Below are 14,138 nucleotides of genomic sequence, written 5' to 3'. Positions count from 1 at the left end.
GTTTCGTCATGCTTTCGCGACGCTCTTTGCTTGCTTCCGCCGCCGCCACCGCCGGTTCGGCGCTTGTCACACCCTTCGCGGGCTTTGGCGCCGCCCGGGCGCAGGAGGGCGGCCCGGCCTTCCGTTTCGGCGTGATCGCCGACCCGCAATACGCGCCGGTGCCGCCGCGGGGCACGCGCTATTACGCAAATTCGCTGTGGAAGGTTCAGGAGGCCATCGCCGAGTTGAACACCCGCGAGTTGGAGTTCGTGGTCACGCTTGGCGACATCATCGACCGCCACTGGAGCAGCTTCGACCATATCCTGCCGCTCTACGATCAGCTCGAGGTGCCGGGGCATTTCGTGCTCGGCAACCACGACTATTCCGTCGCGCCGGACTACCTTGCCTCGGTCGAGCGCGTGGCCGGGCTGGAGCGCGCCTATTACGACTACACCGGTGGCGGTTACCGCTTCCTGGTGATCGACGGCAACGACATCTCGACCTTTGCCAACGCGAAGGACAGCGCGGCCTATGCGGAAGCCGAGGAACGGCTGGCGAAGCTGCAGGAGGCCGGGGCCGAGAATGCGCAGAGCTGGAACGGCACGCTGTCTGAGGCGCAGTTCGCCTGGATCGAGGCGAGCATGGAGGATGCCCGCGCCAAGGGCGAGCGGGTGATCGTCCAGGGGCACTACCCGATCTACCCGAAGAACCGGCACAACCTGTGGGATGACGAACGGCTGGTCGAGCTGCTGACGAGCTACGACAACTTCGCGCTCTACATGAACGGGCACAACCACGCGGGCAACTACGGCCGCATCGGCAACCAGCACTTCGTGAACCTCAAGGGCATGGTCGAGACGCCGGACACCACGGCCTATTCCGTGGTCGAGGTCTTCGACGACCGGATCGAGATCCTGGGAGAGGGCGTCGAGGAGGACCGGACGCTGACGCTCTGATCCGCCTGCCCGGCCGGCCACACGGGCGGCCGGCTTAGTCCGTCGCCGTGCGCAGGGTATTGCCGGTCAGCTCCTCGGAAAACGGCACCGGGTGCGGGTCGCGGCCGAGGCGCGCGCGGTAGACCACGACGCTTTCGGCGACGCGCATCACGTAGTTGCGGGTCTCGTCGAAGGGGATCATCTCGACCCAGTCGATCACGTCGATGTCGCCCCGGCGCGGGTCGCCGTAGCGCTCCATCCAGTCGATGGGCCGGCCGGGGCCCGCGTTGTAGCCCGCCGCCATCATCACCACGTTGCCGTCGAAGCGCTGCGCGAGATCGGCGAGGTAGGCCGCGCCGAGGCGGGCGTTGTAGGCCGGATCGCTGAGCAGGCGGCCCGCGTCGTAGTCGAGGTCGAGCCAGCCCGAGACAAGCTGCGCGGTGCCCGGCATGAGCTGCATGAAGCCGCGGGCGCCAGCGTGCGAGATTACGCCCGGATCGAACTCGGATTCGCGGCGCGCGATGGAGAGCACCAGTTCGGTGGGCACCGGGTAGTCGGTGCCGGTCACGCGGGTGTCGAGCGCGTAGTAGGGGCCGGGTATCTCGATCCCGAATTGCGCGGCGCGCTTGCCCAGGCGCACGGCGATGTGAGGGCGGCCCATCTCGGCCAGCATGTCGCCCATCTGGCCGATCTGCTGGCGGTCGAGGCTTTCTGCGAGATGCGTGAGGAACCGTTCGGCCAGCGCGTCCTCGCCCGCGGCCATGAGCAGGATCGCGGCGCGGTAGACGGTGGAGCGCGTCCACGCGGCTGTGCGCCAGTCGGGAAAGTCCTCGGCGCCGGTCAGGGCGGGGTCGATGGGCAGGTCGCCGCGTTCGGCGGCGAGCAGCCCGTAGTAGGAGGTCTGCCAGCGCGCGCCTTCGGCATAAGCGGTCTTTGCCGCCTCGGTGTTGCCAAGCGCCTCTTCTGCGCGGCCGAGCCAGTAGCCCGCGCGGCCCGCCGAGATCGGCGAATCGACGGCCCCGGAGAAGGCGATGAAATGCTCGCGCGCCGCCTCGGCGTCGTCGCGGAAGCGCAGGGCGATGAAGCCCGCCAGCCATTCCAGCGCGGCGAAGTCGGCACCCTCGACCAGCCCGTGGCGGGCGGCGATACGGTAGGCCTCGTCATACCGGCCGTCGCGCATCAGATCGCGGGCGAGATCGGCGCGCCGGGGCGCCCAGGCCCAGGGCTCGCCCAGCCCCTCGCCGGTCTCGGAGCGGGCGAGGATCAGCTCGGCCGCGTCGTCGTAACGGCCCTTGCGCATGCGCCAGAGGAACCGCTCGTAGGCGAGGCCGGCGTGATCGGCGAGTTCCTCGGGCACGTCCTCGATGCGGGCGTCGACGCCGGGAGAGAGTTGCCGCAGGGCCATGCGCGCCTCGGCCAGTTCACGCCAGCCCTCGGGGACGTAGGGCAGCAGCGCCTCGGCGTTGTCCTGCCAGCCGCGCCAGAGCGCCATGTCGAGCCGGGCCACGTTGTGCGGGGTGACCACGCTGCCCCACTCGGTCTGGATCTGGCGACGCTCATCGCCCGAGAGCGGCAGCGTGCGCCAGGCCATCACGACGGTGGCCTCGGCCGCGCCGCGGTTGCCCATGGCCTCCTGCGCGCGGGCGAGCGTCAGCGCGCCGCCGCCGGTCTGGGGATCGCTGTCGCCAAAGAAGGCCAGCACCTCCTCGGGCGCGGCCGAGCCTATGGCGGTCTCGCTCTTCTCGCGCAGGTAGGGCATACCCGGCCAGTCGGGGTTGCGGTCGATGAAGTCCTGCACCTGCGCCGCCTCGCCCCGCCCGGCCCGCAGGAAATGCCAGAGCACAACGTCGAGCGCTTCCTGCCCATCGCGGCGCGCCTCGATCATGGCGCCGGCCCAGTTGCCCTGGCGCATGTCCTCCATGGCGGCGGCCAGCGCGCGCCCCGTGTCCTGCGCGGCGGCGACACTGGTCCAGACGAGGCAGAGAAGGGCGGCAACGACTCGCGCCATGAGCTTGCAATTTCCTTGCTGAAGGGGAATAGACGCGCACGGAAAGCTAGCCGCTTCCGGCCGCCCGTCAAACTCACAATCGCGGCAGGAGGCTCTTTCCGCCGGATAATGGTAAACCACAAGGAGCGTGTCATGTTTAGGGGATCACTTCCAGCCCTGGTCACGCCGTTCAAGGACGGCGCGGTGGATTACGACACGCTCAAACGTCTTGTCGAATGGCACGTCGCGCAGGGTAGCCACGGGCTTGTCCCCGTGGGGACCACGGGCGAGAGCCCGACGCTGAGCCACCGCGAACACGAGGACGTGGTGAGCTTCGTGGTCGAGGCCGTCGCGGGCCGCATCCCGGTGATCGCCGGGACCGGGTCGAACAACACGCAAGAAGCGATCCGCCTGATCCAGCACGCCGAGAAGGCGGGCGCGGACGCGGCGCTGTCGGTCGTGCCCTACTACAACAAGCCGACGCAGGCGGGGCTGATCGCGCATTTCACCATGGTCCACGACGCGGTGAACCTGCCGATCATCATCTACAACATCCCCGGCCGTTCGGCGGTGGACGTGCTGCCCTCGACCATGGGCGAGCTGGCCAAGCTGCCGCGCATCGTCGGCGTCAAGGATGCCACGGGCGATCTGGCGCGTGTCTGCGCCCAGCGCCTGACCTGCGGGCCCGAGTTCATCCAGATCTCGGGCGAGGATGCCACCGCGCATGGCTTCAATGCACAGGGCGGCACCGGCTGCATCTCGGTCACGGCCAACGTGGCCCCGGCGCTCTGCGCCGAACTGCAGGAGGCCTGCCTTGCCGGCGACTACGCCAAGGCGCTGACGATCCAGGACCGGCTGATGCCGCTGCACCACGCGATCTTCACCGAGCCGGGGCTCTGCGGCGCGAAATACGCCATGAGCCGCCTCGGCCTCTGCGCCGAGGACGTGCGCCCGCCGCTGATGCCGCTCACGGCCGAGACCCGCGGCAAGGTGGACTACGGGCTGCGCCACGCGGGCCTGCTGAACTGAGACCTTCCGTTCCGGAGCCGTCCCTCGCCCGTGTGCCCTGAGGAACGGGGCCGGCCGGCACGATCAAGCGGAATCCCCGAGGGGCCCCGCGCAGCGGGGATACGGCGATTGCGCTTGAACGGGACGGCAGGCCGCGTCAGGGCAGACACGGGGGGCGAGGGATGGCTTCGGGACGGATTTCCGTTTCGGTGAGTCCCGAGCCCCCTTCCCTCTCGATGCCCACAAGAGCAAATCGCCCCGTCCACGGGGAACGGGGCGATCATGCCGGTCTGGCGGAATGAAAGCGCGCGGTAGCGCGCAGCTGGATCAGGGCCGGGTCACTGCCCCGGGGCCGAGACCTCCTGCAGGCCCTCAGGCTGGCCCACGATGGCGAAGTGCAGGGCTTCGGGTTTCAGCAGACGTTTCGCCACGCGGTTGATGTCTTCCACCGTCAGCGCCTCGACCTTGTCGTTGCGGGTCAGCACGTACTCTGGGTCGAGGCCGTCGAGCTGCATGCCCACGAGGATCCCCGCGATGGCGGCGTTACTGTCGAATCGCAGGGGATAGGCGCCGGTGAGATAGGTCTTGGCGCGCTCCAGTTCCTCTTCCGTCACGCCCTCTTCCGCCATGCGGGCCCATTCGTCGCGGATCACCTGCACCGCTTCGCCGACGCGGTCGTTGGCCGAGGCGACGCGGCCCATGTAGACCGGCCCGTGATCCTTGGGCACGAGGTAGGAATAGACCCCGTAGGTGAGGCCCCGCTTCTCGCGCACCTCCTGCATGAGACGCGCCTCGAACCCGCCACCGCCGAGAATGTGATTCATCACGTAGGCAGCGAAGAAATCCGGATCGTCGCGGGCAATGCCCTCGTGGCCGAAAACGACGGTGGATTGCGGCGTGTCGAAGGGCACCACCGTCTCGCCGCCCTGCATCTGCACGTCCACGTCCTCGGGCATGGGCGCGCCGGTCTCGGGCAGGTCCGAGAGCAGGTCGTCCATGAGCTGCGAGAGCTCTTCCGGCGTGATGTCGCCCGCGGCCGAAACGTAGACGCGGTCCTGCGCGATGGCATTGTGGAGCGCGGTCTGCATGTCCTCGCGGGTGAGCGCGGCAACGCTCTCGAGCGAGCCAATATAGGGGCTGCCGTAGGGGTGATCGCCAAAGGCCGCCTTGGCGAAGCTTTCTGCCGCGAGCGTGTCGGGGTCGGTGACATCCGAGCGGATCGAGGAGAGCACCTGCGCGCGCACGCGTTCCAGTGCCGTCTCCGAGAAGGTCGGTTCCACCAGCGACTGGCGCAGCAGGTCGACGGCCTCGTCCCGGGTTTCGGTAAGGAAACGCGCCGAGACCGCGACCGCGTCGTCGCCCACGTCATAGCTGAAGTTGGCGGCGATGCTCTCGGCGGCGGCGGCAAAGCCGCGCGCGTCCATGTCGCCCGAGCCCTCCTCGAGCAAGCCGACCATCAGGTTGGTGGCGCCGCGCTTGCCCTCTTCGTCAAGCGAGGCGCCACCGCGGAAGCGCAGTTCCAGCGCGACGAAGGGAATCGAGTGTTCCTCGGCCAGCCAGGCGGTGAAGCCGTTTTCGCTCTCGACCGTCTGAATATCGGTGGCGGCCTGCGCCGTCGTTGCGGCGCCGAGGGCGATTCCCGCGATCAGTGCGAAACGCATCATCATTGGCCCACCTCCGCGTCGGCATTGGAGTCGATCTGTTCGGTCTGCGCGTCGGCTTCCGGCGCCATCAGGTAGCCGGTGACCGAGCTGTCTCGGTCGAAGACCTCGCGCGCGGCAGCGAGGATGTCTTCTTCGGTGACGTCCTGCAGGACTTGCGGCCAGGCCTGCACGTCCTCGACCGTCAGCCCCGAGGTCAGCGCGGCCCCGTAGCGGCGGGCGAGGTTGTTCACGTCGTCGCGGGCGTAGGTGAGCTGGGCCTTGAGCTGGAACTTGATGCGGTCGAGCTGCTCGCTGTCGACGCCTTCCTCGAGGAACTCGGCCACTGCGGTGTCGAGCGCCTCTTCGGCCTCTTCCAGCGAGACGCCCTCGGCGGGCACCACAGCCATGCCGAAGGTCGTGTCGTCGTAGGAGGTGCCGTCGTAGAAGGCGCCGGTGTAGATGGCGTTCTGCGTTTCGAACTGCAGTTTGCGGTTCAGGACCGAGGTCTGCCCGCCGCCGAGCACCTCGGCCAGCAGGGTCAGGGCCGCGGCCTTTTTCTGGTCCCCGGCGTCGCGTTCGGGGGCAATGTAGCTGCGCATCACGTAGGGCTGCGAGACGCGGGCGTCGCGCATGATGATGCGGCGTTCGGCCAGGTGCTCGGGCTCGACCACGCGTTCGCGGGGGCCGATGTCGGGATTGGCATGGAGCGGGCCGTAATTGGCATTGGCCAGTGTGCGCACCTCGTCGGGGGTCACGTCGCCCGCCACCACGAGCACGGCATTGTTGGGGGCGTAGAAGCGGTCGTAGAAGGCCCGCACGTCGGGCAGGTCCATCTGCTCCATCTCGTGGCGCCAGCCGATGACCGGGGTGCCGTAGGGATGGTGGATGAACTGCGCGGCGCTGCGCTGTTCGCGAAAGAGCGAACCGGGGTCGTTCTCGACCCGCATGTTGCGTTCTTCGATGACGACCTCGCGTTCGGTGTCGAGATCTTCCTGCGCCAGCTTGAGGTTGACCATGCGGTCCGCCTCCATGCCCATCATCAGGCCGAGCCGGTCGGCTGCGACGCGCTGGAAGTAGGCGGTGTAGTCGTAGCTGGTGAAGGCGTTGTCGGTGCCGCCGTTGGCGGCAACGATCTCGCTGAACTCACCGGGTTCGAGGTTCTCGGTCCCGCGGAACAGCAGATGTTCGAGGTAGTGGGCAACGCCCGAGGATCCCTTTTCCTCGTCTGCGGCGCCGGCCCTGTACCAGAGCATGTGAACGACAACCGGAACGCGGTGATCCTCGATGACGACGACATCCATGCCGTTGTCGAGTTCGAAAGTGGTAACCTGATCCTCCTGCGCCAGCGCCGGAGCGGCAAGGGCACAGGCGGCGGCGATCAGAGCGGCAATGCGGCTCATGCAACCCTCCTGTTGGACAAGGTTCTAGCTGTGGTCCGCACACGGGGTTTCAACCTTCCGGCACGAACCCGTGACCTTATCGCGCGGGCGGCGGCGCCGAGGGGGTGCGGGCGCCCGCGGCCCGGTAGCGTTCGAGCCACTCGTAGGCGTCGAGCGACTGGGCGCTGTAGGCGCGGTTGTACTTGTCTTCCTGAAGGAGCTGCCAGGAGAAGCGCGACTTGCGCTGGCGGAACTCGGCGTCGGCCTGGGCAAGCTCCTGCCGGATGGTGGCATCGCGCCCGAAGCGCGAGGCGTGCTGCACCAACGCGCCGTCCGAGGCGGGTATGCCGCCCGCCGAGATCGCGGCGGGGTTGCCGCCCATGGCGGCGACGGCATCGGCCTGCGGCGTCTGGTCGGTGCGGTTCGCGCCCCCCGGCGTGGGCGCCGGAAGCTCGGACAGGTTCTGCGGCCTTTCCAGAGGCTTGTTCGGCACGATGGCGAATTCCTCGGGACTGCCGCTGAAGCTGCGCAGCTCGTGCAGGCGCGGCTCTCCGCCGCCACAGGCGGCGAGGGCAAGAAACGTCATGGATGCAAGGACATGCGCGCGCCGCATGGGGAACCTCCGGAATTTCGGACAGCCTTAGCCTATCTGGCTCCTGCCGTCACGGGGTCTTCTTGTTGCCGCCGCGGGCCGGCCGTTACCTGCGCTTCCCGTTGCCGTTCGGCCCCGGGAAAAGGATGAGCCCTACCGCCCCCAGAAAGATCGCCACATCGGCGACATTGAAGGCGAAGGGATTGTCGATGCCGCAGCAGGACATGTTGATGAAGTCGGCCACCGCGCCGTAGAGCAACCTGTCGACCACGTTGCCGAGCGCGCCGCCCACCAGCAGGCCACCGGCGATCTGGCCGCGCAGGCCCGGCGGGTCGCGCCAGAGCCAGACCAGCACGAAGAGCACGATGCCCAGCGCGACCGAGATCAGGATCCAGCGCACGGCGCCCTGTTCACCGGCCAGCAGGCCGAAGTTGATGCCGTAGTTCCAGGCCATGCGCAAGTTCAGCAGCGGCGGCCAGACGTCGATGGCCCCGCGCGTGTCGAGGTCGAGCCCGCGCAGGATCCAGAACTTGGAAAGCTGGTCGACCACGAAGATCGCCAGAGCCACCCAGAAGACGCGGATCATCGCGCGGCGGGGCGCGCCCTTTGCCACGGGCCCGCTCAATGCCGGAAGTGCCGCATGCCGGTGAAGACCATGGCGAGGCCGGCTTCATCGGCGGCCTTGATGACCTCATCATCGCGCATGGAGCCGCCCGGCTGGATCACGCAGGAGGCCCCTGCCCCGGCGGCTTCGAGCAGGCCATCGGCGAAGGGGAAGAAGGCGTCGGAGGCGACCGCGCTGCCCTTGGTCAGCGGCTCGGGCAGGCCCAGCGCCTCGGCCATGCGTTCGGCCTTTTTCGCGGCGATGAGCGCGCTGTCCACGCGGCTCATCTGGCCGGCGCCGACGCCGACGGTGGCGAGATCACGGGCATAGACGATTGCGTTGGACTTGACGTGCTTGGCCACCTTCCAGGCGAACAGAAGGTCGTTCATCTGGGCATCGGTGGGTTTTACCTTGGTCACGACCTTGAGCTCCTCGGGGGACACGCGGCCGTTGTCGCGGTCCTGCACGAGGAAACCGCCCGAGACCTGCCGGAAGGTCAAGCCCGCGGCCGCGCTGTTGGCAAGTCCCGGGGTGATGAGCAAACGGAGGTTTTTCTTCTTCGCGAAGACCTCGCGCGCGTCGACGTTGGCGCCGGGGGCGATGACGACCTCGGTGAAGATCTCGGTGATGGCCTCGGCGGTCTCCTTGTCGAGGATGCCGTTGAGGGCCACGATGCCGCCGAAGGCAGATGTACGGTCGCAGTCGAAGGCGCGGGCGTAGGCCTCTTTCAGGGTCTTGCCACGCGCCACGCCGCAGGGGTTGGCGTGCTTGACGATGACACAGGCCGGGCCGTCGCCGGGCAGGAATTCGCTGACCAGTTCGAACGCCGCGTCGGTGTCGTTGATGTTGTTGTAGCTGAGTTCCTTGCCCTGCAGCTGTTCGGCGCTGGCGACGCCCGGGCGGTCGGTGCCGTCGGTGTAGAAGGCCGCCGACTGGTGCGGGTTCTCTCCGTAGCGCAGCGATTGCGCCAGCGTGCCGGCAAAGGCGCGGCGGCGGGGCATCTCGGCGCCGATGGCACCGGCCATCCACGTGGACACGGCGGCGTCATAGGCGCCGGTGCGGGCGTAGGCGGCCTGGGCGAGACGCTTGCGGAAGGCCTCGGTCGTCTGGCCGTCGTTGTCCTCGAGCTCCTTCAGGAGGGGCTCGTAATCGGCCACGTCCACCACGGTGGTGACGAAGGCGTGGTTCTTGGCCGCCGCGCGGATCATGGCGGGGCCGCCGATGTCGATGTTCTCGATGCAGGTGTCGTAGTCGGCGCCCTTGGCGACGGTTTCCTCGAACGGATAGAGGTTCACCACCAGCAGGTCGATGGGGCCGATGCCGTGCTCCTCCATGGCGGCGACGTGGTCGTCGTTGTCGCGCAACGCCAGAAGGCCGCCGTGGATGCGCGGGTGCAGCGTCTTGACGCGGCCATCCATCATCTCGGGCGAGCCTGTGACCTCGGCCACGTCGGTGACCTTCACGCCCGCGTCGCGCAGGGTCGCGGCGGAGCCGCCGGTTGAGAGGATCTCGACCCCCCGCTTCGACAGGGCCTGACCGAGTTCGGCGAGGCCGGTCTTGTCGGACACGGAAATCAGCGCGCGGCGCAGCGGGGCGAGATCGGGCATGGCAGGGGCCTTCCAGGGTGATTCAGAACGGGTCCACCTCGTCCATCACCAGGTCGCGGACCGCAAGTGCGGTATCATGCGCCTTGGCCAGGCTCCAGCGGACGCGCGTCGAATAGCCCATCGCGCGGCCGGATAAAACGATCTGTTTGGTCGCGCGTGGGCGGATCCGCCCCTTTTCGAGCAGGACCGAGGGTTCGATGCGCATCGAGACGTCGCCCTCGAAGCGGAAGACCCAGACCTCGCCCGAGCGCAGCGTGACCGAGGCCACCCGACCGCCCAGGTCCAGCGAGACCTCGAGATCGGGGTGCAGGTGGAAGTGGATGTCGAAGGAGAGGCCCGAGAGCCCGCCCTCGTCCACGGCGCGGTCGAAGCGTTTCTTGTGCTCGGGTTCGAGCGTGACGAGGAAATCCTCGCCCTCGAGCGTGCGGCCGTCGAGCGAGAGCAGCACGCTGCGGGCATGGGTGAGGCCGGTGGCTGGCACGTAGCCGTCGTGGGCGCCTTCGAAACGGTAGCCCTCGGCCGGGCGGGTCTGTTCGACCTGTACGGAGCGGGGCCCGTCGCGGAGGTATTCGCGCATCTCATCGCCGAAGGTCTCGGGATCGGAGAGCCGGGAGCTGGAGCCGCCGTCGAGGCAGAGCACGCTGTGCGAGGGCGTGGCCCGCCCGGCGCGGCGCCAGTCGGGGCCGAAGGCATGGCCCGCGCCGCAGTTGACCAGCACCGGGCGCCGGCCCGAGGTCAGCTCCATCGCCAGCGTCGAGGCATGGGCATTGGCCGAGGCGCGCCCGGCAGGCGGCGGCGCCGCGTCGATCAGCACCGAGGTACGCCCGGCGGAGAGCCGCGCGAAGCCCATGGCGAGCCCTTCCTTGCGGCGGCGGCGCACGCCGGAGCTTGCCAGCGCCTCGTCGAGACGGCCGTCGACACCGCGCCCGCCGCCGTGGAAACGGCCCAGCGACCCGTCGGCATGGCGCAGGGCGCGCAGGGTCGGCGCCATGCGGGCGAGCGCCGCGCTGTGGGCGTCGGTGGGCGTCATGTCGGCGGCATCCAGCGCCTCCTGCGCCCAGGTGAGCAGGGTGAAGACCTCGAGCAGGTCCTCGGGGTTGCGCGTGGGGATGCCTCCGCCCTCGTCGATCATGCGGGCGCATTCGGCGCCCAGCGCCTCGCGGGCGGGGGCGATGTGGTGCTGCATCCCTTCAAGCGAGAGCCCGGCATAGAGCAGGCCGGTCATGGCCTCGAACCGGGGCAGACCGGGGCCCGCCGCCCTGCCCCGGCGGGACAGGAACTCGGCCTGCCGCGAGAGGGCGGCGTAGAAGAGATCGGCCCTGGCGCGGTCCTGTCCGCGCAGCAGGAAGATGGCGTGCTGCACCCAGCGGATGGTCCGGCGCCCGGTCAGGTCCGGTGTCCAGCCGGGCCCCTTGCCGCGGCCGTAGCGACGGATCCAGTCCCAGGTCCATTTCTGCGCCTGCACGCGGGCCGTGGCATCGCCGACAGCCGCAAGATCGTCGAGCCAGGTGAAGGCGTGCAGGTCGGCGGCATAGGCGGGGCTCGGCGGGGTCACGTCCCAGGGCATGCCCGGGGTTTCGATCAGGTGCCCCGCGAACATGAGGTTGCCCGCCAGAAGCTGTCGCCCGCGGGCGACGTAGCCGATGGTGTGCGGTTCGGGATGCGACAGGAAGCCGGTGGCCGGCTTGGTGCGGGCCGACAGTCGTGCGCTCAGACGATTCCGGAACCGCCCGTAGGCGGCAGCGGGACGGGACATGCGGGCCATCTGCTCTGCCTCTCGGGACCGCCTTCTGGCAGTCGTTTAAGGCAAGCTTAACCTTTCAGGCCCGCGAAGTCACCGGATTTCCGAATCACCCTTGCGCATAAGGGCCATGTAGAAGCCATCCATGCCGCCTTTTTCCGCCCAGATGTCCGGGCGCAGGCGCAGACCGCCCTCCTCAGTGATCCATGCGGGCTCGATCCCCGGCGCCTCGGGCGGCAGGACGGTGAGGTCCGCGTGGCGGGTGAGCGCCTCTTCGACCTGGCATTCTCCCTCGTCCGGGATCAGCGAACAGGTGGCGAATACGAGTTTGCCGCCGGGTTTCAGCAGGTGCAGCGCGTGGTCGAGCATGACCTCCTGCAGGCCGATGAGATCGGCGATGCGTTCGCCCTGCGTCACATGCGGCAGGTCCGGGTGGCGGCGGATGGTGCCGGTGGCCGAGCACGGCGCGTCGAGCAGGATGGCGTCGTACTGGCCCTCGTGCTCCATGACGTCGCACGCGATGACCTCGGCGCTGAGGCCGGTGCGGCCCAGGTTTTCGTGCACGCGGGCAAGGCGGTGCTCGGAGATGTCGAGTGCGGTGACCTGCGCGCCCGCGGCGGCCAGTTGCAGGGTCTTGCCGCCGGGGGCGGCACACATGTCGAGCACCTTGAGGCCCGCCACGTCGCCCAGCAGGCGGGCGGGCAGCGCCGCGGCGGCGTCCTGCACCCAGAAATCGCCCGCCTCGAAGCCCGGCAGCGCACTGACCTGTCCACGCTGGTGCAGGCGGACGGTGCCGGTGGGCAGCAGCTCGCCGCCCGTGGCCTCGGCCAGTTTCGCCGGGTCGCCCTTGGCGGTCAGGTCGAGCGGCGCACCGGCGAAGTGGGCCTTTTCCATCTGCGCCACGGTGCGGTCGCCCCAGGCCTCGCGCAGGGGGCCGCGCAGCCACTTGGGCAGCATGGGCACGGGCATCTTGCCCCAGGTGGCCGGGGCTTCCTCGGCCATCTTGCGCAGGATGGCGTTGACCATGCCCTTGGCCGAGGCGCTGCGGCGGTCGCCCTCGGCCAGCTTCACCGCCGCGTCGACCACGCCGTGCGCCGCGCCGCCCTGCGCCAGCTCCGCGACGCCCAGCCGCAGGATGTTCTGCGTGCGCAGCGCCGGGCGCTTGCGAAGGTGCGGCTTGAGCAGCCGGTCGCAGCGGTCGAGCCCGCGCAGCACGTCGGCGGCCAGCCGCTGGGCGGTGGCGCGTTCGGAGGCCGAGAGCTTCGCGGTGGTGGCGGTCAGTTCCGAGAGCGCCCTGCCCTCGTCCAGCACCTGCATCAGCAGGTCGAGCGCGGCGGCGCGAGCCGGGTCGGGTCTGGGGGGCATGTTGGTCCTCGGTGGTTGTCGGCAGGCAGGCGGCGCGTATATCAAGGGCAAAGGCACGAGGAAAGCGTCATGACCGATACGCCCGAGAGTACCCCCGAAACCGACCGTCCGGACCTGCCCGAGGCCGCGCGCCGCGCGCTGGCCGAGGCCGAGGAACGCCGCCGCCTTGCCGCGCTGGCCGAGCCGCTGCCGCTGGAGCTTGGCGGCCGCGACGGGCCGGAACCCGTGCGCTACGGCGACTGGGAGAAGAAGGGCCTCGCGGTCGATTTCTGAAGGACGGCGCGGAGCCGGGCGAGCGCCGGACCGTGGTATGGCGCTGCGACCTCCGGGGTGGGCGCTTTATCTTGGCCAGATCCTAAGGACCGCCGAACGTCGTGCTGCAATTGCCAAAGCGCCAGACCGCGGGGACGGTCCGGCGCTCGCCCGGCGGGCCTGCGGCCCTTGTTCCGGGCGGGAAGGGCGCGAAGCTCACCGCTTCAGCCCGAGCACGTCCAGCATATCGTATTCGCCGGGCTCCTTGTCCTGCCCCCAGAGCGCAGCGGTGAGCGCGCCGCGGGCGAAGAGCGCGCGGTCGGAGGCCACGTGCCTGATCGAGATACGCTCGCCCGCGGTCGCAAACAGCACCTCGTGCTCGCCCACGATGTCGCCGCCGCGAATCGCGGCAAAGCCGATGTCGCCGCGCTTGCGGGCGCCGGTCATGCCGTCGCGGCCCGAATCCGTGACCTCGGAGAGCACCTGCCCCCGGCCCTCGGCGGCGGCCTCGCCCAGCATGAGCGCGGTGCCCGAGGGCGCATCGACCTTGCGGTTGTGATGGGCCTCGATGATCTCGATGTCCCAGTCGAGGTCGAGCGCGGCGGAGACCTGTTTCGTCACCTGCGTGAGAAGGTTCACCCCGAGGCTCATGTTGCCGGCGCGCACGATCACCGCATGGCGGGCGGCGGGCTTGAGTTTTTCAAGCTCGTCCTCGGTGAAGCCGGTGGTGCCGATGACATGCACCGCGCGGGCCTGCGCGGCGAGTTCGGCGAATTCCAGTGTCGCAGCGGGGGCGGTGAAATCGAGCACGGCCTGCGCCTTCGCGAAGGTTTCGACCGGGTCGTCGGAGACCGTCACGCCCATCTCCGGGCCGCCCATCGCAACACCAAGATCCTGCCCGATCCAGTCGTGGCCCGCGCGTTCCACGGCGCCGACAAGACGCATCTTTTCCGAGGCGCGCACCTCGCGCACCAGCATCTGGCCCATCCGTCCGGAAACCCCGACAACGACAATACCCGGCAACTCGCTCATGATCCGCTCCTGCT

12 protein-coding genes are annotated in these 14,138 nt (G+C 69.2%); 3 read left to right on the top strand and 9 right to left on the bottom strand.

Translation table 11 applies throughout. The annotated features are described in order from the left end of the window. Positions 1-8 precede the first annotated feature (8 nt). A complete protein-coding gene (locus tag C8N44_RS00920; protein ID WP_107974274.1) occupies positions 9-935 on the top strand; it encodes a metallophosphoesterase in 927 nt (308 codons plus the stop codon). Between the two features lie 34 nt (positions 936-969). On the opposite strand, the gene C8N44_RS00915 is transcribed toward C8N44_RS00920, so the two are convergent. Further along, positions 970-2,922 (bottom strand): lytic transglycosylase domain-containing protein, encoded by a 1,953-nt coding sequence (locus C8N44_RS00915; protein WP_107974273.1) that lies wholly within the window; start codon positions 2,920-2,922, stop codon positions 970-972. Positions 2,923-3,054: 132 nt separating this feature from the next. Between C8N44_RS00915 and dapA the strand changes: the two genes are divergently transcribed. After that, positions 3,055-3,930, top strand: a complete 876-nt coding sequence (dapA, locus tag C8N44_RS00910; RefSeq protein WP_107974272.1) for a 4-hydroxy-tetrahydrodipicolinate synthase — start codon at positions 3,055-3,057, stop codon at positions 3,928-3,930. Between the two features lie 317 nt (positions 3,931-4,247). Here dapA and C8N44_RS00905 read toward each other — a convergent pair whose 3' ends face one another. From C8N44_RS00905 to C8N44_RS00875, 7 genes are all read right to left on the bottom strand, one after another. Then, positions 4,248-5,573 carry a M16 family metallopeptidase gene (locus tag C8N44_RS00905; RefSeq protein ID WP_107974427.1) on the bottom strand — a complete coding sequence of 442 codons (1,326 nt, stop codon included), beginning with the start codon at positions 5,571-5,573 and terminating at the stop codon, positions 4,248-4,250. Continuing rightward, positions 5,573-6,952, bottom strand: coding sequence for a M16 family metallopeptidase (locus tag C8N44_RS00900; protein WP_107974271.1), 1,380 nt, complete (start codon positions 6,950-6,952; stop codon positions 5,573-5,575). Before C8N44_RS00900 ends, C8N44_RS00905 begins: the two co-directional genes overlap by 1 nt. A 76-nt stretch (positions 6,953-7,028) precedes the next feature. Then, positions 7,029-7,544 (bottom strand): DUF3035 domain-containing protein, encoded by a 516-nt coding sequence (locus tag C8N44_RS00895; protein WP_107974270.1) that lies wholly within the window; start codon positions 7,542-7,544, stop codon positions 7,029-7,031. 85 nt (positions 7,545-7,629) lie between these two features. Beyond that, positions 7,630-8,109 carry a signal peptidase II gene (lspA, locus tag C8N44_RS00890; RefSeq protein WP_107974269.1) on the bottom strand — a complete coding sequence of 160 codons (480 nt, stop codon included), beginning with the start codon at positions 8,107-8,109 and terminating at the stop codon, positions 7,630-7,632. A 35-nt stretch (positions 8,110-8,144) separates the two neighbouring features. Continuing rightward, the gene (purH, locus tag C8N44_RS00885; protein WP_107974268.1) at positions 8,145-9,734 is read right to left on the bottom strand and encodes a bifunctional phosphoribosylaminoimidazolecarboxamide formyltransferase/IMP cyclohydrolase; all 1,590 of its coding nucleotides are present in this window, start codon (positions 9,732-9,734) and stop codon (positions 8,145-8,147) included. 22 nt (positions 9,735-9,756) lie between these two features. Continuing rightward, positions 9,757-11,499 (bottom strand): heparinase II/III family protein, encoded by a 1,743-nt coding sequence (locus tag C8N44_RS00880; RefSeq protein WP_107974267.1) that lies wholly within the window; start codon positions 11,497-11,499, stop codon positions 9,757-9,759. Between the two features lie 69 nt (positions 11,500-11,568). Beyond that, positions 11,569-12,840, bottom strand: a complete 1,272-nt coding sequence (locus C8N44_RS00875) for an RsmB/NOP family class I SAM-dependent RNA methyltransferase (protein WP_107974266.1) — start codon at positions 12,838-12,840, stop codon at positions 11,569-11,571. A gap of 69 nt (positions 12,841-12,909) precedes the next feature. On the opposite strand from C8N44_RS00875, the gene C8N44_RS00870 reads away from it, so the two are divergent. Next, positions 12,910-13,113, top strand: coding sequence for a DUF1674 domain-containing protein (locus tag C8N44_RS00870; RefSeq protein ID WP_107974265.1), 204 nt, complete (start codon positions 12,910-12,912; stop codon positions 13,111-13,113). A 195-nt stretch (positions 13,114-13,308) separates the two neighbouring features. Here C8N44_RS00870 and dapB read toward each other — a convergent pair whose 3' ends face one another. Beyond that, entirely contained in the window at positions 13,309-14,124 is an 816-nt protein-coding gene (gene dapB / locus C8N44_RS00865) for a 4-hydroxy-tetrahydrodipicolinate reductase (RefSeq protein WP_107974264.1), read from the bottom strand. Positions 14,125-14,138 lie beyond the last annotated feature (14 nt).

Origin of the sequence: Allosediminivita pacifica, assembly GCF_003054175.1 — a bacterium.
GTDB lineage: Bacteria > Pseudomonadota > Alphaproteobacteria > Rhodobacterales > Rhodobacteraceae > Allosediminivita > Allosediminivita pacifica.
Note: the sequence above shows the minus strand (reverse complement) of the source record. Positions and strands in the feature narration are given on the sequence as shown.

What these genes read in the sequence shown, in the direction of transcription:
- dapB (WP_107974264.1), bottom strand. Translation starts at nt 14,124, where the DNA reads ATGAGCGAGTTGCCGGGTATTGTCGTTGTCGGGGTTTCCGGACGGATG.
- C8N44_RS00905 (WP_107974427.1), bottom strand. Translation starts at nt 5,573, where the DNA reads ATGATGCGTTTCGCACTGATCGCGGGAATCGCCCTCGGCGCCGCAACG.
- C8N44_RS00920 (WP_107974274.1), top strand. Translation starts at nt 9, where the DNA reads ATGCTTTCGCGACGCTCTTTGCTTGCTTCCGCCGCCGCCACCGCCGGT.
- C8N44_RS00895 (WP_107974270.1), bottom strand. Translation starts at nt 7,544, where the DNA reads ATGCGGCGCGCGCATGTCCTTGCATCCATGACGTTTCTTGCCCTCGCC.
- C8N44_RS00870 (WP_107974265.1), top strand. Translation starts at nt 12,910, where the DNA reads ATGACCGATACGCCCGAGAGTACCCCCGAAACCGACCGTCCGGACCTG.
- C8N44_RS00875 (WP_107974266.1), bottom strand. Translation starts at nt 12,840, where the DNA reads ATGCCCCCCAGACCCGACCCGGCTCGCGCCGCCGCGCTCGACCTGCTG.
- C8N44_RS00880 (WP_107974267.1), bottom strand. Translation starts at nt 11,499, where the DNA reads ATGGCCCGCATGTCCCGTCCCGCTGCCGCCTACGGGCGGTTCCGGAAT.
- purH (WP_107974268.1), bottom strand. Translation starts at nt 9,734, where the DNA reads ATGCCCGATCTCGCCCCGCTGCGCCGCGCGCTGATTTCCGTGTCCGAC.
- C8N44_RS00900 (WP_107974271.1), bottom strand. Translation starts at nt 6,952, where the DNA reads ATGAGCCGCATTGCCGCTCTGATCGCCGCCGCCTGTGCCCTTGCCGCT.
- C8N44_RS00915 (WP_107974273.1), bottom strand. Translation starts at nt 2,922, where the DNA reads ATGGCGCGAGTCGTTGCCGCCCTTCTCTGCCTCGTCTGGACCAGTGTC.
- dapA (WP_107974272.1), top strand. Translation starts at nt 3,055, where the DNA reads ATGTTTAGGGGATCACTTCCAGCCCTGGTCACGCCGTTCAAGGACGGC.
- lspA (WP_107974269.1), bottom strand. Translation starts at nt 8,109, where the DNA reads ATGATCCGCGTCTTCTGGGTGGCTCTGGCGATCTTCGTGGTCGACCAG.